Below are 20425 nucleotides of genomic sequence, written 5' to 3'. Positions count from 1 at the left end.
TCGGGCCCTGGAACGGCCGGGGTCCGTCGGTTTCGACAAGCAGCTGATCCGGAGGAACTGCGGACGCGAGCCGTGCCCGGGGCAAAGAAGACACGGTGAGCCCAGCGAACCGATGTCGCGCTTATACTCTGGAGTGGAAGCGTCCGCCTGCAGCGGATGCCTTAACGTTTAACGGCTTTTGATACAGGCCCCTTTTCTTAGTCAACATCATCCGCAATAATTCCCCATTGTTTCGACTTTAATACCGCTTCGGCTCTTGTTTTTACCTGAAGTTTTTTAAAAATATCCGTTAAATTATATTCAATGGTGCGGGGACTGTTGTAGAAAATGCCGGCAATTTCTTTGTTACTTTTCCCCCTTGCTACCTCAGTTAGAATCTCCTGTTCTTTGGGATTGATGGATATGTTATGTCCGGTATCGATGGAGGAGTGCTCTGTTTCCTCTACCCGTACCTCCGTTTTTCGCAATTGGCGGAGCAAGGAAACTGGTACAACGGCTTTACCATCTACAGCGTAGCGGATGGCCTGAATAAGTTCCTCCCGGGTTGATGTTTTACTAATGAAACCTGATATCCCTGCTTCCACCAGGCTGTTAAAATAGGGTTCCACCTCATGACCGGTATAAATCAAGACAGGAGCGTCCTGTTCCATTTCGCGAACATACCTGGTCAACTCCATTCCATTCATTCCCTTCATGCGTAGATCAAATAACATGAGAGAAAAATCATCACGATGAAGAATGTCGATAGCCTTGCCTGGACTGTCGACAATCGTCACTTCCAAATCTTCTTCTTTCTCAATCATCAGCTTCGATCCTTCTCCTACTGCCGGGTGATCATCGACCAATAAAATGCTGATCATGATAGTTCCTCCATTACTTTTATTTAAAATGGTTCGTGAATTCCTGCTCCGATGGAAAAAGAATAACAACTTCCAACCCCGAGCCTTCCGGAGAAAGAATCTCAATGGTTCCATGAATACTATTTACACGCTGCCGGATTCCAGTCATCCCCATCATTTGAGTCGAGTGGAACTCTCCTTTCGAGGGAAGCCCAACTCCATCATCACTATAAGTCATAATAAACTGATTTCCCTCATTTCTCACTTCGATGTCCACACACTGGGCTTTGGAGTGTTTGGCTGCATTATTCAATAGTTCCTGAACAATACGATAGAGAGCTAGAGCCTGCTCATCCCCAAGGATGGAGTTGAAATCACAAGAGCTGAATTGTATATCAAAGCTTTCACGTGTCTGGTAGTGTTCCACTAAATAGGAGAGAGCTTCTGCAATACCAGTATCTTTTAAAAAGGGAGGACGTAATAAAGTACATGTTTCACGGATCTGGTCTACCACGCTGAGCAGACCTTGCCGCAGTTGCGATAACTGCTCTTTTAACGAATCGGTAAGCTGTTTTTGAGCAAGCATCTCCTCCACTTTCCGATACCAAATCAATTGTTCCTGCAGAGCAGAATCATGTAAATCATAAGAAAGCCGGGCCCGTTCTTTTTCAGACAATCGAAACAGCAGTCTTAACATCCAGGGAGGCATGGTTTGCCCGTTATAAAGGGAATAATTCAGTTCTTCTGTCACGTTTTCGAGCAGCTGGAAATTTTCATAAACAATGCTGGTATAATGAACAAGTATACTTATCCAATGCCGTTCATCCTTATTGAATGGAGTGTGATTTACTTTCTGTTCTATCCAGAGAACCTGAATCGAATCGTGCTGTTCATTTATAATAGAACAAATACCATCTTCGATTTTAAATTGAGAGCCGATTGTTCTTTGGGACTGGTGGTACGTTAATTGCTTCTTTATTAAGTGCTGCGGGCACCCCTCGTCACCGGCGGACAAGCGGGTTTCCCCATCTTGTTTGGAAAAAGTGATAATAGAAGTATGTTGAACCGGGAGAACCTCTTTTATCTCTTGAATCAATCTATCGTTCAGCTCATCTTTTTTTAAAATTTTGGCGACATCTTGAGAGAAACGATCCAAGCTGATTTCATAGTCATGCTGATCTTTAAAAAGACCCCGGATATTCAGTTTATCTTCTAAGTAGAAAAATATAATAAACGATCCATAGATTAAAAGAATAAACCTCGCCCATTGAATATGTGTTAAATTAGTAAAAAACACAACGGACGCGGAAACAATCCCTGTCAGAATAAGCGATTGAAACGCATAATAACGCAGTCGGCTGTTAATAAAATCAATATCAAACACTTTATTTGTGAGCACAAAATAAAGAAAGAATACCGGCAGTACTGTAAGGAAAGCAGCTGTAACTGATGCGGGCAGCAGCTTAATATCAAACAAAGTGTCTGGAAGAGCCGTCAGAAAAATAAATGGAAAGAAAGAAACGATGACGCTGAATATAGTATTTTGAAATACAGTTTTATGGATCGTGCTGCGAAATTTGAAATAATAATAAATAAGAACACAAAATCCAAACAACATTTCAATCGAAAACAGGGCCAGCTGTGCATCCCGAATCCATTCATACATTCCGCCTGTATATATTACTTTAGAAAGCCCCTCCAGAAAAACGATAGATATATTAACAGCATAAACGAATGCAAGTAATTTCCAGTGGATAAGCTGAATTCGATACTTTAAGAAATATTGATAATGAAAATGTAAAAACAAAGCAGGGACCATCATGAGGGAAAAACTGTTTAACAGGCGTGCAAAAGTATCCAGCCTCGCTGAAGCCCCTGCACTTAAATAACCGAATCCAACGGCTGACAGGAATGCGATGAGAAACAACGCGATGGGTTCTGTGGGTTTTTTCCAGTAGATATAGAGTGAAAATCCCAGAAGTATTAAAAACACACCCAGTGGCAGCAGCGTGTGATACAAAAAGGTACTAAATTGGAATGGAATCCGCACGTTAAATTCAAGTTGACGGCCGTCACGCAAAACTCTCATTTGTTCCATTTTGCCAATGACCCCATACTGTTGAACGGAAGAAAACGTAGAAGGGGCCTGTCCATTTACTTCCAGAACAATGTCTCCCTTTTGAATGTTGTGCTGTTCGGCCCATCCAACAGGGTTTACGTTCGTAATTTCCCACCGGCCGTTATTATTTTGCTGTACGTCCAGTCCTACATAGGTTTCACTAATGGTTATGTAAACAAGATAAGCAGCGGTAACAACAACAATAATTAAAAAAAAACCAACCGGAATCGTTTCATATCGTACATACTTATTCATCCCCCGCTAGTGCTTCTTTCTTTTCAGGTGTATTCCGTGTAAAAAAACCAGAGAGACTCTGGTTTTTTACACGGACAGGAAAGGATAAGAATCGCGTATTCTTCAAGAAAAACATAGGCAGCCGTGATGGACGGGAGACTGTTTTTTTATAAAAAGGAATGCTTTATTCTACTTCCAGTAAGATCTGCTGACATCCAATCCCTGAAATTCTTTATCGCTCAACACATCCACAACAGCAGCTTTTTCTGTCTGCGTCATACCAGCTGTATTCAGCTTGTCCTCTTTAAATTTATCCAAAAGCTGAGGCTGTTCTGCTAATTGTTCTACTACTTTTTTTAACATGATAATCCTCCTCATATTTTAATAGAGTCACACCTGCTCGATATAACTCTGCATACGATTTTTCCACTCTTGACTTACCTGAAGTTCCTTCATTTTATCGATTGTTTTTCTTTGATATACGCGTTTCAGCACTTGTACATAAAGGATAACCGGAGATTGGTGTATCCATTGAAACAGTGATTCTTCCCTCTCTGCCATAAACGCCTGATCCACTTTTCCTTCATAGTAATTTTGAATCCACCGAGCTTGTTCGCCGCTTTCTTTGGAAAGCAGCATAATAGGCAGTGTCCATTGTTTCTGCAGCAAATCATTTTTTGTATCCATTCGGAGGAGTCCGTGCATATCATTGGCTAATTGTGCTGTCACCCCAAGATTTTCCGAGTAATCCTGAATTACAGCCAGTTCATCCTGCGTGGTTCGGCGGAATACGGCTCCGATAAGAGTAGAGCAGGCCATTAAAGATCCGGATTTGTGTTTTATCATTTGTAAAAAGTTATCCTCGGTGTGATAGAGGTGTTTGAGATCTTGATGCTGGCCCTTTACTGCCTGTAAAACTTGTTGATAAAGGTATTGAAAGGCGCAGGACTTCAAGTTTTCCTCATAAGGAGCTTGTTTTAATACAAGCATACTCAATGTCAAAAAACCTGTGGATAGATTCATGGAAGTAGAAGATGGAAAAACGGACCATGGTTTTTCTGTGTCATCTTGATCTTGGAGGTCATCCAATATGTCCAACGCCAACATCAAAAACTCTACTGCCGCAGATACATGGAACATGCCCAAACTCTTTTCACCATTGTCGATGTGATAATGCAGCTGTGTTAACTCTGAGAACAAAAACCCTTCTTTCACCTTATACATGATGAAGTGGTCAGCCTTTTCTTTGAGATCGTCATCATTCAAATGCATACTCACCATCTCAAGCATCACATCTTTTGTTTGATGAAATGAATAAGTTGGAATTTCTTCCATAAATCACTTCCCTTTCAATTATATGAACTTTTCAAATTCGATTTTAGCTTATCATAACTAGATACAGCATAAAATGGTAAGATAGTATTACACATATAGTAAATTATTTAGAGTCGGCCAAGTATAATTTTGCGTAAAAATTTTTATAGAAATTTTACATTTATATATTCTGATTGTAATAATTAAAACGTTATTCAATGTAAAAAAGGAATCGCCAAAATTAACCAGCATATAAGCATAGATTAGACAAATATAACGAAATGAAATGTCTTTTATTTCATGGAAACTTAAATTAAAATTTAATTGTTGTAATGTTAATTTAAATTTACGTAGATTAGAAAGGAGGATTTGTGAAGATCATTATAATCGAAAAGTGTAGTAAAACATTATTGTGTTTTAGTTAAATATGGAAAGAATACAAGACTTGAATCTTAAAAAATGAAAGAAAAAATGATGTGAAATTTTATTAAATTCTTTTATTTTTTATAACGGACTGAATTATTTTTTTAGAAAGACGGGGAACGACGACATGAAAACAAAACAGGCAACGTTAATTGGGTCTCTGGTTGTGCTTCTTCTGATCACCGCCGTGCTTGGTGTCAGTATTCTTCACTACGGGGTTATGCCGCACATTCCGATTGTGCTGGCGACGATCATTACAGCGGTATATGGTCTGATGCTCGGGTACAGCTGGAAGGACATGGAGCAGTCTATGGTAAAAGGGATTTCCTACGGGATACCGGCTATTCTGATTTTAAGTCTGATTGGAATATTGATCGGGGTATGGGCCTTGAACGGTACGGTACCGACGATTACGTTCTACGGGCTCCAAGTGCTTTCGCCGGGTTTCTTTCTTGTGACGGCCGTGATTATTACAGCGGTGGTGGCCACGATGACCGGGAGCTCCTTGAGCGCGATGGGGACGATTGGTGTTTCGCTGATGGGCGTCGCCTACGGTATGGGGATCTCGCCTGAGATGACAGCTGGGGCGATTGTGTCCGGGGCCATCTTTGGCGATAAACTGTCACCGCTGTCAGATACGACGAATCTGGCGGCGGCTACGGCCAAGGTGGATGTGTTTGCGCATATCCGCCACATGCTCTGGACGTCGATTCCGGCTTTTCTTATTGGGTTACTCATTTTCGTCTTTATTGGTTTGACGCACAGCTGGGGAGGCGCCAATACGTCCCAGGTGGATGAAATGGCCCGCACGATGCAGTCTGAATTTATGATTACACCGGTGACGCTTTTGTCCCCGCTGCTCATTATCGGCCTTGCCGCACGCCGGGTCAAACCGGTCCCATCGCTTGCGATTGGTCTCGTTGCCGCGGTGCTGACGACCTTTTATACCACTCCGGGGGCAGGCCTTGGTGATATCATGACAGCCGCCCATGAAGGCTACACGGCGGATACCGGGATGGAATCGATAGACAGCCTGCTTTCTCTCGGCGGTCTTCAGAGTATGTTGTCAGGAATATCTCTGATCATCGTGGCGCTTGGGTTCGGAGGGTTGTTCCGCGGCATCGGAATCGCCCACGCGCTGATCAACAGTTTGAAACAGGTTCTCCGTAAAAAAGGCAACGTCATCAGTTCGACCGTTTTGTCCTGTTTCGGCGTGAACGCGGTAATCGGGGAGCAGTATTTATCCATCATTCTACCGGGCCAGATGCTGGAGGATTCCTACCGCAGCGCCGGGCTCCATCCGAAAAATCTGTCGCGGACGCTCGAAGATGCCGGATCGGTGCTGCATCCGTTGATTCCATGGGGTGTGATTGGAGCGTTTGTGATGACGACGCTCGATGTCGGCATGGGGTATGTCTTCTTTACCTTCACCAGCTTGGTCACGCCGTTTGTCGCCTTGTTTTACGCCTACACCGGCTGGACGCTAACGCCGCTTGATAAGGATACCGAAAGCATAGTGGACGCCGGCGGGGATACAGAGAATACATCATAACCTTTTAAAAAACCCGGACCGATCGGTTGGAAGACCGCGTCGTCCGGGTTTTTAATCCGTTCGTTTATTGTTTCTCCCCGATGACGGTATAACGCTCATTCTCGTGCTCTTTGTTTTCGAGTTCATCGAGAACGGCGATGGAGTAATCGGCGTAACTGATGTAGCTGTTACCCTCCGAGTTGGTGATCATGTGGTCTTTGCCGACTTGGTACGTGCCGGTGCGCGCGCCTTCTGCGTCAAATTCTACAGCCGGGCTGAGGAACGTCCAGTTCAGATTTTGTGCGTTCTGAAGTCTGGAGAGGGCTTCGGCCATGCCGCCGGCCATTGGTTTGATCGCATCCGGGAAGTCCGGCGTGTCGATGACCTGAGTTGTCTTGTCTTCGTCGACATACAGGCTCGCAGCGCCCCCGACGACGAATAGGCGCGTTTTTATGCCCTGCAGCGCTTTGGTGAGGACATCAGCTGCGTCGATATGAGGTTGTCCCTGATCAGGCGTTGTGCCGAATGCGTTAACGACAACGTCAAAACCGGACAGGTCTTCCTGCGTCAGGTTGAAGATGTCTTTTTCGATAACAGGCACATCATGCTCAAGCTTGGAGCGGTTGCGTACAATGGCTGTTACGTCGTGGCCGCGCTGCTGTGCTTCTTTTAAAATAAGATCTCCGGATTTTCCTGTTGCTCCGATAATACCGATGTTCATGGGAATTCCTCCTGTATGAAATGATTTTGTAACTGATTCTGTTACAGGTACGACATGGAAAGACACCTTTCAGGCAAAAAGGTGCTCCACTGTGTCTGCGAGTGTCTGTCGGGCGAGTTCGTTTTTCATCGCCTGCTCCGCGCGCTCAAAATGTGTATCCAGCGTGTCCTGTATGTTGCGGCCGACCCGGCAGTCCGGATTCGGTTTGTCATGAATGGAAAACAGCTCTTCCCCGGCAAAGACGGCGTCATACACATCGAGCAGCGTAATCTCAACCGGCGCTTTCGTAAGTACGGCCCCTGCTGTTCCGGGAGATGACGTGACAATACCGGCTTTGCGGAGCATGCCGGTCAGGCGCCGGATGACGACGGGATTGGTCTGCACGCTGCCTGCGATGTACTCGGACGTCAGCCGGTCATGGGGGTGAGACGCCAGCAGGGACAAGATATGAATGGCAACACTGAGACGGCTGTTGATCATGATGCATCCCGCTCCTGTAACAAGAATGGTTACAAATCTACTTCTACTATAATCGTACCGGTGGCTGCCTGTCAACGTATCGGCATGTATTACCTTTGATTCCGCTCGTATTGTTACTGATTCGGCATGTAAATACCTGTATCCCGCACGTAACGAACCGGTTCGCCGGTAACAGCCTCCATTTGGCATGTAAAAGACGGTGTTCCACATGTAAACATGGGAATTCTGACTGTATCTCAACCGTCGCACATAAAAAAACTGCCCCAAAGCGGGCAGTTTTTGCGGCAGTATACTATACTCTCTGTTTCAGACTTTCGCCAATCTCGTTCAACCGCTCTTCCCACTCGTCCTGATTCATGGAGTGTTCCACGATGTAGCGGTTCTCCGGATCGACGCGGCACTCAGGCGAGCAGCCGCGCAGGTATTTGTGCTCGTTTTCCTCCGAACAGAGAATCTGGTCGTTGCACTCCGGCGACGCGCAGTTGACGTAGCGTTCGCACGGTTCGCCGTCAAAGTGGTCGCGGCCGACAACGACGTGTTCTTCCTGGTTGATCGGTACGCTGATCCGCTCATCGAAGACGTAACACTGGCCGTCCCAGAGCTTTCCCTGTACTTCTTCATCTTTGCCGTACGACACGATGCCGCCGTGAAGCTGGTTCACGTTCTCAAAGCCTTTGTTTTTCAGCCAGCCCGAGAACTTCTCGCAGCGGATGCCTCCGGTGCAGTACGTGAGAATCTCTTTGCCTTCGAGCTCTTCTTTATGCTCTTCAATCCATTGCGGCAGTTCCCGGAACGCGTCGATGTCCGGGCGGATGGCACCGCGGAAATGACCGAGATCATATTCGTAGTCGTTGCGGGCATCGATGATGATCGTGTTCTCCTGATGCATTTTTTCGTAAAACTCTTTTGGGCTCAGGTAATTGCCGGTGAGTTCATTCGGATTAATGTCTTCTTCAAGACGGAAGGAGACAATTTCGTCGCGGTGGCGCACGTGCATCTTTTTAAAGGCGTGGCCGTCTGCCTGGTCGACTTTGAATTCAATGTTGGAGAAACGCGGATCTTTCCGTAGGTCTTCCATATATTGATTGGTCTGTTCCACCGTGCCGGACACCGTGCCGTTCAATCCTTCATGGGCCACGAGAATCCGTCCGCGCAGACCGAGCTCTTTACAGTAGTCAAGATGTTCAATCGAAAACGTCTCCGGGTCGTCGATCGGAACATACTTGTAATAAAGCAGAACCTGATAATTATTTTTCATTTTCATCACCTATTTGTTTTATATTTGCAAGATATAAACGCGTATAGGCTTATACGGGTTTCTTACAATAGTCCATTGTAAATACAAATGCCTTCTTTCCGCAACCCTTTCCCACCTGTGCGAGTCCCACGCTTCATTTTCAGCCTGCCCGGAAAGGTTTATAATAAAAAGAAAAGCAGAAAGAAGGGCCCGTTATGCAGAAGTGGTTGGAGGAGCTGTTGGACGTTCTTCCGGAGAAACAGATTATGACGGAGGCGGCCGACCGGTTCAGCTACAGTTTTGATGCGTCTTTCGGCGAACATCTGCCAGAAGCGGTAGTGCAGGTGAAAACGACAGAAGAAACCGTGCATGTGATGAAAACGGCGAACGCCTACGGAGTGCCGGTAACCCCGCGGGGACAGTCCACCAGTCTGAGCGGCGGGCCGCTTCCCGTAAAAGGCGGGATCGTGCTCGATATGGTGCAGTGGCCGGAAAAAATAGAAGTCACGCCTGATGACTTGATTGCCGTCGTCTCGCCCAGTGTACTGACCGCCGACATTAACAAAACGGTGGAGCCGTACGGTTTGATGTATCCGCCTGATCCAAGCAGTGCCCATGTGTGCACCATAGGAGGCAATCTGGCGGAGAATTCCGGCGGTCCGCGCGGGTTGAAGTATGGGGTGACAAAAGATTACGTGATCGGTCTGGAGGTTGTGACACCGGAAGGAGAGGTGATGAAAACCGGCGGCAGGACGATCAAGAATGTTACCGGTTTCGACTTGACGAAACTGATTATCGGCTCCGAGGGGACGCTTGGTGTGATAACGGAAGCGGTCGTGAAACTGGTGCCGAAACCGCCTGCCGTACAGACGCTGATGGCGGTGTTTGATGACGTAGAAACGGCCGGACAGGCCATCTCCCAAACGCTGACCTCCGGAATTCTGCCGTCCAAGATGGAATTTGTTGATCAGGCGTGCCTCCAGGCGGTAGAACAGTATAAGCCGATCGGTCTGCCGGTGGAAGCGGCGGCGGTGCTTATCATCGAACTCGACGGTCACCCGGAAGCGATATCGATCGAAACGAAAGAGGTGGAGCGCATTATGCAGGAGCTTGGCGCAACGGACAGCCAGATTCCGGATACGCCGGAGGAAGCAGCTGAAATCTGGCAGGCGAGAAAGCTCGTATCCCCGGCGATAGCCACCATCAAACCGACGAAAGTCGCAGAAGACGCGACGGTACCGCGGAGCCAGATCGGCCCGATGATGGGACGGCTCCGGACTATTAAAGAAAAGTATGACGTTGATCTTGTCGTGTTCGGCCACGCCGGAGACGGCAACCTCCATCCGGACGTGATGTGTGATACACGGGACCAGGAAGAAATGGAGCGGGTGGAGCGAGCCGTGGCGGAAATTTTTGAAGCCGCAATTGATCTCGGCGGTACCCTCTCCGGCGAACATGGGATTGGCACGATGAAGTCTGCGTTCATGGAACAGGAACTCGGCGCAACCGGCGTGGATATGATGAAACGGATTAAAGAAGCCTGGGATCCAAATAACATCCTTAACCCGGGAAAAATCTTCCCTGAACAGGGACAGACAAGGTTGGTGCTGCGTGATGAGTAATGAAACGTCCCTGAAAGATGCACTCGCTTATGACAAGACCTTCGACTGTGTACAATGCGGCTACTGCCTGCCAGCCTGTCCGACCTATGAAACAATGGAAAAGGAGACCCATTCGCCGCGCGGCCGTATTAATCTGATTAAAATGGCGGCGGAAGGCAAGGCTTCTCTGGATGACTTAAAAGAGCCGATCGAGAAGTGTCTCGGCTGCATGGCCTGTACGACGGTGTGCCCGACGGATGTGCAGTACGGGGATCTGCTGGAAGCGGCGAAAGAAACACTGGAAAAGCATGAGACCAAAACAAAAACGCAGCAGAAGACGGAAGGCTTTTTGTTCGGTTCTTTTTTTCCATCTTCGTCCTGGATGAACGCACTCGGTCAGGCGACCTGGCTGTATCAGGCTTCCGGTATGCAGAAAGCGGCCCGAGCGCTTCGTTTAACGTCGATGGCGCCGCTTCACCTCGGGGAATTTGAGCAGGTTGTTCCGGCCCAGCCTTCTCCAAAAGAAAGAAAAGCACGGAGCCGGCGGGTAAAGCCGGACGGCACTCCGGCGGCCAAAGTGGCTTTTTTCACTGGTTGTGTGATGGACAGCGTGTTTTTTGAAACCAATCAGAATACGGTAGAGCTCCTGCGTTTATCAGGTGCGGAGGTTATTCTTCCTGAAAATCAGACGTGCTGCGGCGCACTTCACGCGCATGCCGGCAAAACAGATATGGCCAAAGAGCAGGCAGCCGCCAATATTCAGGTGTTTGAGGAAGAGGACGTCGATTATATCGTTAACAATGCCGGCGGCTGCGGCGCAAAGCTGATCGAATATGACCGGATGTTTGAAGAAGGAACCGATTGGCAGGAACGCGCGCTTGCTTTTACGGAAAAGGTGAAAGATATTTCCGAAGTGCTGGTCGAACTCGACGGACTGGCATTTTCAAAAGACGTACCGAAAACCATTACGTATCAGCCGTCCTGTCACATGACGAACGTGCAGCGCGTCACCCGGCCGCCGCGTGAGCTGATGGAGAGCATTCCGGGGCTGACGCTGAAAGATATGGACAATCCGGGATTCTGCTGCGGCTCGGCAGGCATCTATAATATCGTAAACTATAATGATGCGATGGATATTCTTGATGTGAAAATGGCCGACGTGAAAAAAACCTCGCCGGAAGCCATCGTTACAACAAACCCGGGATGTCTTCTGCAGATGAAACTCGGAGTGCAGCGGGAAGGACAGGGAGAATCTGTGGAAGCGGTACACCTGGTGGATCTTTTAATGGAAGCCGGTCCGCGCTCCAGAAATTAAAAAAATCAGGAAAACGTTTTTCCCGTAAAACCGGTCCTGCATTCATTTTTGTAGAAAAATGAAAAATATAATCGTTGACAACGTTTTCAGTTGGTTGTAAGGTAATGACAGGTTAATAACGTGACGGAGATTTTGAGACTCACACCGGCTTTTAGATACCAGGGAATCGTGTATGCCGTATCTAAAAGGGCAAGGTGTGATTTTTTTTGTTGAATGTCACCTTGGTTATCTGTTATATGACTATATTAACCGCTATCATATTAAAACTGGAGGGTATATATATGTCTCCCTTTCTTGGCGAACTGCTTGGGACTATGATTCTCGTTATTTTGGGGTGCGGTGTTGTAGCCGGTGTCATATTGCATAGTTCCAAGTCTCAGGGAGCGGACTGGATTGTCGTTTCGATCGGCTGGGGACTGGCAGTTTCCATGGGTGTGTATGCCGTTGGAAGTTTCACCGGCGCCCACATCAATCCGGCCGTGACGATTGGATTTGCCGCTGCCGGCACATTTCCATGGGCGGACGTTCCGGTCTATATTGCAGGGCAGATGGTCGGCGCAATCCTGGGTGCATGTGTTGTTTATTTTCATTATCTGGCTCACTGGAGCAAGACCGAAGACAAGGGAGCAAAACTCGGTGTGTTCGCGACAGACCCCGCGATACGGAATTACCCGGCCAACCTCGTCAGTGAGGTTATCGGCACATTTATTCTTGTGCTCGGACTGCAGTTTATCGGCGCGAATGAGTTTACAGAGGGGCTGAATCCGCTTATTACAGGTTTGCTGATCGCAGCTATCGGTATTTCCCTCGGCGGACCTACAGGCTATGCCATTAACCCCGCACGCGATCTCGGACCGAGAATTGCGCACGCGTTTCTGCCTATTCCGGGAAAAGGCCCTTCCGACTGGGCGTACGCATGGATTCCCGTTGTCGGACCCATCATTGGAGGTATCTATGGCGGTGTGTTTCACCAGGCACTGTTTGTGGGAAACATAACACCGGTTTTCTGGATTTTTACGGTTATTACCGCCGCCATTTTAGTCTATGCATTTATGAATCAGCAGCGGGATATGAAATCCTACGTACAGGAAGGACATGGACATCAGGCATAAACAGGCATATAAGTCTGTAGAAACATATCAACTGTTTTACAATGAAACTATGAATAAAAGAGGTGTTTTTGATGGAAAAGTACATGCTGGCTTTGGACCAGGGAACAACAAGTTCAAGAGCGATTTTCTTTAATGAATCAGGAGAAATTGTAAAAACGGCGCAGAAAGAATTCACACAGTATTTTCCGCATCCGGGCTGGGTGGAGCATGACGCGTCGGAAATCTGGGGAGGCATTCTGGCTGTTATTGCTACCGCTCTCACAGAAGCTGATATCGAGCCGCAGCAGATTGCAGGCATCGGCATCACGAATCAGCGTGAAACAACGGTCATCTGGGACAAACATACAGGAAAGCCGATTTATAATGCGGTCGTATGGCAGTCCCGCCAGACCGAGGATATCTGCCGCGAACTCCGCGATCAGAATCTGAACGAAACGTTCCGGAACAAAACCGGACTGCTTCTTGATCCGTATTTCTCCGGTACGAAAGTGAAATGGATACTGGATAATGTGGAAGGTGCCCGCGAGAGAGCGGAGAACGGTGATCTGCTGTTCGGCACCATCGACACATGGCTGATCTGGAAGCTCTCCGGCGGTCAGGCGCACGTGACTGATTACTCCAACGCATCCCGGACGTTGATGTACAATATTCATGAGCTGCAGTGGGACGATGAACTTCTTGATATTCTTGGCGTGCCGAAGTCCATGCTTCCTGAAGTTCACCCTTCATCGGAAGTTTACGCCAACACTGTCGATCATCACTTCTTCGGCGAGAGCGTGCCGATTGCGGGCGCGGCCGGGGATCAGCATGCCGCCTTGTTCGGGCAGGCCTGCTTCGAAAAAGGAATGGCCAAAAATACGTACGGCACCGGCTGCTTTATGCTTATGAATACCGGGGAGGAAGCGATTCAGTCGGATAACGGACTTCTTACCACCCTGGCCTGGGGTCTGGACGGCAAAGTGGAATACGCGCTCGAAGGAAGCATTTTCGTCGCCGGTTCTGCGGTTCAGTGGCTCCGTGACGGACTCCACATGCTGAATGACGCTTCGGAATCCGAAGGCCTCGCCCAGAAAGTCGACTCCACAGACGGCGCGTACGTCGTTCCTGCGTTTGCCGGACTCGGCACACCGTACTGGGATTCCGACGTCCGTGGTGCCGTATTCGGCCTGACCCGCGGCACGGAAAAAGAACACTTCGTACGGGCGACGTTGGAGTCACTCGGCTACCAGACAAAAGACGTGCTGAATGCGATGGAAGAAGACGCAGGAATAGAAGTAAGCACGCTGCGTGTGGACGGCGGCGCGGTGAAAAACGACTTCCTGATGCAGTTTTTGAGTGACATTCTGGATATTCCGGTAGAACGTCCGGAAGTCAATGAAACAACTGCTCTTGGTGCCGCCTACCTTGCGGGTCTTGCGGTCGGTTACTGGAACAGCCGTGATGATATCGCGCGCAACTGGAAAGTAGATGAGAGAACTGAGCCCGAAATGGATGACAGCCGCCGCGAAAACCTTTATAATGGTTGGCAGAAAGCAGTCAAAGCGGCACAGGCTTTTAAATAACGGCACAAGTTAATATATGGTTGGAGATCATGAGAAACCGGGAAACCCTTTTTTCGATAGATGAGAAAAGGGCTTTTCCGGTTTTTTTAATGGAGCTGTTTTGAGAGGGGAATCGACGGTTTGGGAAAGAAGGCCGGGGGAAATAAGGACAGAATCTGCGTTTATTCATCCATAACCGACGGCATTCTAACTCTTACCAGCCGCAGCATATCAAAGGAGGACGAAAAAGATGAGTACTTTTTCAAGCAAACAGCGCATCACGAAGAAAGCACATCTCCGCAATACGGATTTTGACGTATTGGTCATCGGAGGGGGGATTACCGGCTCCGGGATTGCACTCGACGCTGCGACCAGAGGCATGAACACGGCTTTAGTGGAGATGCAGGATTTTGCGGCGGGGACATCCAGCCGTTCAACCAAGCTCGTACACGGTGGTCTTCGTTATCTGAAACAGTTTGAAGTAAAAATGGTGGCCGAAGTCGGCAAAGAACGTGAGATTGTTTATCAGAATGCACCGCATGTAACGACGCCGGAATGGATGATGCTTCCGTTTCATCAGGGCGGTAACTTCGGTCCTTTCTCCACGTCTCTCGGCCTCCGCGTCTATGACTTTCTCGCAGGCGTCAAGAAGAGCGAGCGCCGGCAGATGTTCAGCCGGGAGGAAACCCTGCGCCGGAGTCCGCTTTTAAAGCAGGAAGGCCTGCGCGGCAGCGGTTATTATGTCGAGTACAAAACCGATGACGCCAGGTTGACGATTGAAACAGCCAAAGAAGCGGCAGCCAACGACGCGTCACTCATCAACTACACGAAAGTGCTGGATTTCGTCTATGACAAAGAAAGAGCAGTCGGTGTCACCGTGGAAGATCAGCTGAGCGGGGAAACGTACACCATTCATGCCCGTAAAATCGTGAATGCGGCGGGTCCGTGGGTTGACCAGCTCCGCGAAAAAGATAACGCGAAAAAACAGAAGCATCTGCGTCTCACAAAAGGAATCCATCTCGTGTTCGACGATGAAGTATTTCCGCTTACGCAGGCCGTTTACTTTGACACACCGGATGGCCGGATGGTGTTTGCGATTCCGCGGGAAGGCAAGACGTATGTCGGCACGACAGACACTGTTTATGAAGGAGATATCGCCAATCCGAAAATGACAGAAAGTGACCGCGATTATCTTCTAAACGCCATTGCCGATATGTTCCCGAAAGTAACTGTCACCAAAGACGACGTGGAATCCAGTTGGGCCGGTCTTCGTCCGCTGATTGCTGAAGAGGGCAAAGATCCTTCCGAAATTTCACGGAAAGACGAAATCTGGGAGCACGATTCCGGCATTTTCTCCATTGCCGGCGGAAAGCTCACCGGTTACCGCAAAATGGCACAGCATGTCATCGACCGGGTGGCCAAACGCTTTAAAGAGGAATACGATATCGCCTTCCAATCGTGCCAGACGAAATACTGGAAGCTTTCAGGCGGCAGAGTCGGCGGCGGAAAAGGATTCCCTGGTTTCATTAAGGAAAAAACGAAAGAAGGGGAAAATCTCGGTCTGACCGCAGAAGAAGCGGTATATCTGGCGCGGACGTACGGCTCGAATGTTGACGCGCTCTTCGCTATTGTAAAAGAAACCGGAAATAAGGCACCACACGGCATGACACCGTTCGTGTACGCTCAGGTGAGATACGGGCTGGAACAGGAAATGACGGAAACGCTGATGGACTTTTTCACACGCCGCACAGGCGCTCTCTTCTTCGATATCCAGTGGGTGCATGATTGGAAAGACGTGGTTCAGGCTTACATGGCAGAAGAATTGAACTGGAGCAGTGAACAGGCCGGTGATTACCGTCAGATGCTGGAGAAACATCTGCATGACGCCGTCGTTCCGGTTAAAGAATAAAAGGACCGTTTGTTTGAAACACTCTCCTGTGAGGTATAGCCCAGTGAAAAATAAGGGAGGGTATAGATATGAAAGCACTAGCCGTTGACCAGCCGGGTTCTGTTGATAACCTGGAACTTATGGATATGGAAACACCGGAACCGGGGCCGCAGGAAGTACGTGTGAAAGTACACGCCGTCGGTCTTAACCCGGTCGACTATAAATTAATCGAAGGCGGAGGCCTGCCGGAGTGGCAGTTCCCGCATGTTTCCGGACTCGATGTGGCCGGCGAAGTCGATAAAACCGGAAGCGGCGTGACGGATTGGAAACCAGGCGACAGGGTTTATTTTCACGCCAGTCTCGCCCATCAAGGTGGATTCGCACGCTTTGTGACGGCCTCCCGCGACGTACTGGCTCCGCTGCCGGACGGCTGGGACTTTGCCGAAGCAGCAGCTCTGCCGACGCCTGCGTTCACGGCGTATCAGGCGCTTCACCGGAAAGTGCGGATGCACAAGGGCGGAACGATCCTGATTCAGGCCGGAGCCGGAGCGGTCGGGGGTTTTGCGATCCAGCTCGCCGCACGCGCCGGGATGCGCATTCTGACGACGTGCTCGCCTGAAAACAATGAGTACGTGAAAGGTCTTGGCGCGCATCAGACGATTGATTATCATACGGAAAACATTGTGGAAAAAGTACATGAGTACACAAACGGCCGCGGTGTCGATATCGCGATGGATATGGTCGGAAGCAAAACATCGGAAGAAGCGTTTGATTATCTGGCTTATAACGCCGATCTTATCTGTGTCGCAGACCTTCCGGATATGCAGCGCTACACGCCGAAGACACTCGCGCCGAGCATCCACGAAATCGCGCTTGGGTTTGTCTACCGTTCGGAGGACTATGAGCAGATTGCCGACCTCGGCCGTATGGCAAAGGAAGTGGGAGACCTCGCCGCAGCGGGGGAACTTGTGCCGATGCTTGAAGAGGAAATCAATCTGGAAGACGTACCGGATGCCCTGCGGCGCATGAGGGATCAGCGAATTCGCGGCAATATCACGGCTCATGTGACACACTCCTCCTGACATGGCAGTTATTCCAAAAAAGAGGTGAGCGATGTGGCCAATTATGAAGACACGCTTTTTGAACAGGGACATATCAGTAATCACATTCTGAAGAACCGTTATATCACCGCACCGATGACAAGAGTCAGTTCGGAAGAAGACGGCACCCCGAACGAAAGGGTCCGCCGGTATTATGAACAGTTTGCCGCCGGTGGTTTCGCAGCGGTCATTACCGAAGGCGTTTATCCTGATACGAAGTACAGCCAGGGTTACGAGCACCAGGGAGGACTTGCGACACCGAAGCACATGGAAGCATGGAAGCCGATTGTTTCCGACATACAGCAGCACGGCGCGAAAGTGATCGCGCAGCTGATGCATGCCGGCGCCCAGTCCCAGGGGAATTATTACAAAGATACATCCGTCGCCCCTTCGTCCTTCCAGCCGCCCGGAGGGAAAGTGCCGGTATACGGCGGCGAAGGGGAATTCCCGGCAGCAGAACCTCTTTCCAAAGAAGGAATTGATGAGGTGAAACAGGGGTTTGTCCAGTCGGCACGTCTTGCCCGTGATGCAGGATTTGACGGGATCGAGCTGCACGGTGCGAACGGGTATCTGCTGGATCAGTTTTTATCGGAAACGATCAATGTCCGGGAGGACGAATATGGGGGCCCCGTCGAAAACCGGCTCCGCATGCTGCTGGAGACGATTCACGACGTGCGGGCGGAAGTCGGATCGAACATGATACTCGGCATTCGTATTTCCCAGCTGAAAGCGACCAATCCGCAGTTCCGCTGGTCCGGAGGCGAAGAAGACGCCCGTATTATCTTCACCGCGCTCGGCGCCTCCGACGTCGATTACATTCATATTTCCGACACGGATGCAACGGCTCCGGGATTCGGAGAAAATACGATGACGATGACCGAAGCTGCCCAAAAACACAGCGGCAAGCCTGTTATAGCATGCGGCGATTTGTCCGATCCGGAAAAAGCGGCACCGCTTATTCAAAACAACGTGGCTGATTTCATCGGCATCGCCCGCCAGGCCCTCGCCAACCCGGACACCCCTATCCGCGTCAAACGGGGTCTCGCGCTCGATACCTTTGACAAAGATGCCATTATGAAGCCGAAAGCCTTCATCAAAGATTTCGAGCTTGAAAAAGAGCTGGCTGAAGATATATAAAGATATGTTTTTGACTAACCGTACAATGGTGCAGTGTCCTGCATGCGCCGTTGTACGGTTTTTTTGATAGGGGACTGCCTGATTTCTGCATGGATCCTGCGGTGGGCAAGCTGTTTCTCTATCGATTCTCCGGTTTTATCTATCATTCGAAGCATTTCTGCATCGATTCTAAAGTTTTATCGATCAAAACCGCCTCCTTTGGCATCAATATCAAGCAGCTGTCATGACGTTATGGACATGCTGCCAGACAAAATGTCTGTAACGTTGAGATTAGAATCATTTTGCATGTGAGAATGTTTGAGACTTTTTTTACAGACATTTTCCTGCCAAAAGTGTCCATAAACATATCCGGCCGAACGAACGTCTCTTTAGGAAAAACACCACAAAATCATTTGCCATAGAAACTCAAAGAAATCATTAAAAAAAAAGAGAAAATTCAGGATGACGAACGCTTTCATTTTTGATGTTTTCGTTTTCATGCGGAGCACCCGCTTTTGAGATTTCAGCCGGTGTGAGACATAATAAACACAGCATTAACGAAGAAAGCGGGGATGAATCATGAAAAAATTTCTTAAATCCGTAGGCAGCATTATCGTAGATGCAAGCGAACTTCAGAAAGAAGCAGAAAGACGCTTTCCGCATACAAACGTTCAATAAATAAACGTAGGAGTTTTCCCATAAAGGAAAGCTCTTTTTTTATCCCCATCCGGTAAATCGGTGTCGTCCGTGCGACGGTAACGCCGGCGGAGCTGTTCCATGTTATAGTGAGTCCAGCATGACATGAAGGAGTATACGCGGGATGACGTATAAACAGATTGAAACAAAAAAAATCGCGGAAATCGTCCGCGAACAGATTGAAGATATGATAAAAAACGGCGATCTGCAGCCGGGAGATAAACTGGAATCCGTGGTCACGCTGTCGGAACAGTTTCAGGTGAGCCGTTCAGCGGTGCGCGAAGCACTGAGTGCGCTGCGTGCAGTCGGCATCGTGACGATTAAACAGGGCGAGGGCACATTTGTGAACCAGTATGATTTCTCCGGGGTGCTTGATCCGATGAAACCGGAGCGTATTATTTCCAACAAAGAGATGCTGGAACTGTTTGAGGTGCGTAAAATCATGGAAGTGGGCGCGGCGGAACTGGCCGCTGAAAAACATTCGATGGAGCAGCTGGAACAGATGAAGCAGGCGCTCGCAGAGATGGATAATGCCTCGGAGGAAAACAATGTCGGCGAAGCGGCGGACGTTGCCTTTCATATGGCAGTGGCCGAAGCGTCCAACAACCAGCTGATTACAGATATGATGAATCAGCTCTCGGATACGCTCCGCAAAACAATGTTTGAAAGCCGGCGCATCTGGCTGTTCTCGGAAAAAAAGAGCCTGCGGCGGCTGTATGAAGAACACGAACGCATTCTGCAGGCCGTGGAGGAACGGGACGCCGCTGCTGCGAGATCGGCAATGCTCGATCATCTCACGCAGGTGGAAACCGCCCTCCATCTCCAGCAGACCCGGACGCAGTAACTCTGAATATAGGATAACCGGACGATGATGCATGAGAATCGTCCGGGTTTTTTGTGTGAAAGACAATTAATAACCATAGGCAGCAGCGCACAGGTCTAATATGTCACCGGAGCACGTTTCCATGGACACTAAACTCGAAAATTGAAAGTGTAGTGTCCACGGATCATCGTTTGGGGGACACTACGCTGCTGCATCTCAAAATTAGTGGGTGCCGGTGGAAATCAATGGACACTAGCTGCCGGTGCAGAGAGTTCCAGTGTCCACCAACAATCCTTCTGTGGACACTATGCGTGCTGCCCTGCGATGTAGTGTCC

At 48.9% G+C, this 20425-nt stretch carries 17 protein-coding genes; 9 read left to right on the top strand and 8 right to left on the bottom strand.

The window, feature by feature from the left end; genetic code table 11:
• Positions 1 to 197: 197 nt before the first annotated feature.
• The 4 genes from BM124_RS15745 to BM124_RS15735 all read right to left on the bottom strand — a co-directional run bounded on the left by BM124_RS15745 (position 198) and on the right by BM124_RS15735 (position 4527).
• On the bottom strand, positions 198 to 860 hold the full coding sequence (locus tag BM124_RS15745) for a response regulator transcription factor (RefSeq protein WP_093338948.1): 663 nt from the start codon (positions 858 to 860) through the stop codon (positions 198 to 200).
• A gap of 19 nt (positions 861 to 879) precedes the next feature.
• Entirely contained in the window at positions 880 to 3213 is a 2334-nt protein-coding gene (locus tag BM124_RS15740; protein WP_093338947.1) for a sensor histidine kinase, read from the bottom strand.
• A 168-nt stretch (positions 3214 to 3381) separates the two neighbouring features.
• Complete coding sequence (comX, locus tag BM124_RS19035) at positions 3382 to 3555, bottom strand: competence pheromone ComX (RefSeq protein ID WP_170841176.1); 174 nt, start codon at positions 3553 to 3555, stop codon at positions 3382 to 3384.
• Positions 3556 to 3582: 27 nt separating this feature from the next.
• A complete protein-coding gene (locus BM124_RS15735) occupies positions 3583 to 4527 on the bottom strand; it encodes a polyprenyl synthetase family protein (protein ID WP_093338946.1) in 945 nt (314 codons plus the stop codon).
• 529 nt (positions 4528 to 5056) lie between these two features.
• Here BM124_RS15735 and nhaC point away from each other — a divergent pair.
• Positions 5057 to 6481: a Na+/H+ antiporter NhaC gene (nhaC, locus tag BM124_RS15730; protein WP_093338944.1), complete on the top strand. Its 1425-nt coding sequence runs from the start codon at positions 5057 to 5059 to the stop codon at positions 6479 to 6481.
• 64 nt (positions 6482 to 6545) lie between these two features.
• On the opposite strand, the gene BM124_RS15725 is transcribed toward nhaC, so the two are convergent.
• From BM124_RS15725 to trhO, 3 genes are all read right to left on the bottom strand, one after another.
• Positions 6546 to 7181 (bottom strand): NAD(P)-dependent oxidoreductase, encoded by a 636-nt coding sequence (locus BM124_RS15725; protein ID WP_093338943.1) that lies wholly within the window; start codon positions 7179 to 7181, stop codon positions 6546 to 6548.
• A gap of 69 nt (positions 7182 to 7250) precedes the next feature.
• Positions 7251 to 7661, bottom strand: a complete 411-nt coding sequence (locus BM124_RS15720; protein WP_093338941.1) for an Rrf2 family transcriptional regulator — start codon at positions 7659 to 7661, stop codon at positions 7251 to 7253.
• Between the two features lie 292 nt (positions 7662 to 7953).
• A complete protein-coding gene (gene trhO / locus BM124_RS15715) occupies positions 7954 to 8919 on the bottom strand; it encodes an oxygen-dependent tRNA uridine(34) hydroxylase TrhO (protein WP_093338940.1) in 966 nt (321 codons plus the stop codon).
• Between the two features lie 194 nt (positions 8920 to 9113).
• Here trhO and BM124_RS15710 point away from each other — a divergent pair, with 194 nt between their 5' ends.
• The 7 genes from BM124_RS15710 (at position 9114) to BM124_RS15680 (ending at position 18592) form a co-directional block, all read left to right on the top strand.
• Positions 9114 to 10520, top strand: coding sequence for an FAD-binding oxidoreductase (locus tag BM124_RS15710; RefSeq protein WP_093338938.1), 1407 nt, complete (start codon positions 9114 to 9116; stop codon positions 10518 to 10520).
• Positions 10513 to 11814 carry a (Fe-S)-binding protein gene (locus BM124_RS15705; RefSeq protein WP_093338937.1) on the top strand — a complete coding sequence of 434 codons (1302 nt, stop codon included), beginning with the start codon at positions 10513 to 10515 and terminating at the stop codon, positions 11812 to 11814. The genes BM124_RS15710 and BM124_RS15705 overlap by 8 nt, the downstream gene beginning before the upstream one ends.
• A 281-nt stretch (positions 11815 to 12095) precedes the next feature.
• Positions 12096 to 12926, top strand: coding sequence for an MIP/aquaporin family protein (locus tag BM124_RS15700; RefSeq protein WP_093338935.1), 831 nt, complete (start codon positions 12096 to 12098; stop codon positions 12924 to 12926).
• A gap of 71 nt (positions 12927 to 12997) precedes the next feature.
• Complete coding sequence (gene glpK, locus BM124_RS15695; RefSeq protein WP_093338934.1) at positions 12998 to 14488, top strand: glycerol kinase GlpK; 1491 nt, start codon at positions 12998 to 13000, stop codon at positions 14486 to 14488.
• A gap of 229 nt (positions 14489 to 14717) precedes the next feature.
• Positions 14718 to 16376 carry a glycerol-3-phosphate dehydrogenase/oxidase gene (locus tag BM124_RS15690; protein WP_093338932.1) on the top strand — a complete coding sequence of 553 codons (1659 nt, stop codon included), beginning with the start codon at positions 14718 to 14720 and terminating at the stop codon, positions 16374 to 16376.
• A 68-nt stretch (positions 16377 to 16444) separates the two neighbouring features.
• Positions 16445 to 17437 carry a zinc-binding dehydrogenase gene (locus BM124_RS15685; protein WP_093338931.1) on the top strand — a complete coding sequence of 331 codons (993 nt, stop codon included), beginning with the start codon at positions 16445 to 16447 and terminating at the stop codon, positions 17435 to 17437.
• A gap of 33 nt (positions 17438 to 17470) precedes the next feature.
• Positions 17471 to 18592 (top strand): oxidoreductase, encoded by a 1122-nt coding sequence (locus BM124_RS15680; RefSeq protein ID WP_093338929.1) that lies wholly within the window; start codon positions 17471 to 17473, stop codon positions 18590 to 18592.
• A gap of 14 nt (positions 18593 to 18606) precedes the next feature.
• Here BM124_RS15680 and BM124_RS19190 read toward each other — a convergent pair whose 3' ends face one another.
• Entirely contained in the window at positions 18607 to 18747 is a 141-nt protein-coding gene (locus BM124_RS19190) for a hypothetical protein (protein ID WP_212634973.1), read from the bottom strand.
• A 644-nt stretch (positions 18748 to 19391) separates the two neighbouring features.
• Here BM124_RS19190 and BM124_RS15675 point away from each other — a divergent pair.
• A complete protein-coding gene (locus BM124_RS15675; protein ID WP_093338928.1) occupies positions 19392 to 20111 on the top strand; it encodes a FadR/GntR family transcriptional regulator in 720 nt (239 codons plus the stop codon).
• Positions 20112 to 20425: the final 314 nt, after the last annotated feature.

This window comes from Salibacterium halotolerans (genome assembly GCF_900115625.1).
Lineage (GTDB): Bacteria > Bacillota > Bacilli > Bacillales > Marinococcaceae > Salibacterium > Salibacterium halotolerans.
Note: the sequence above shows the minus strand (reverse complement) of the source record. Positions and strands in the feature narration are given on the sequence as shown.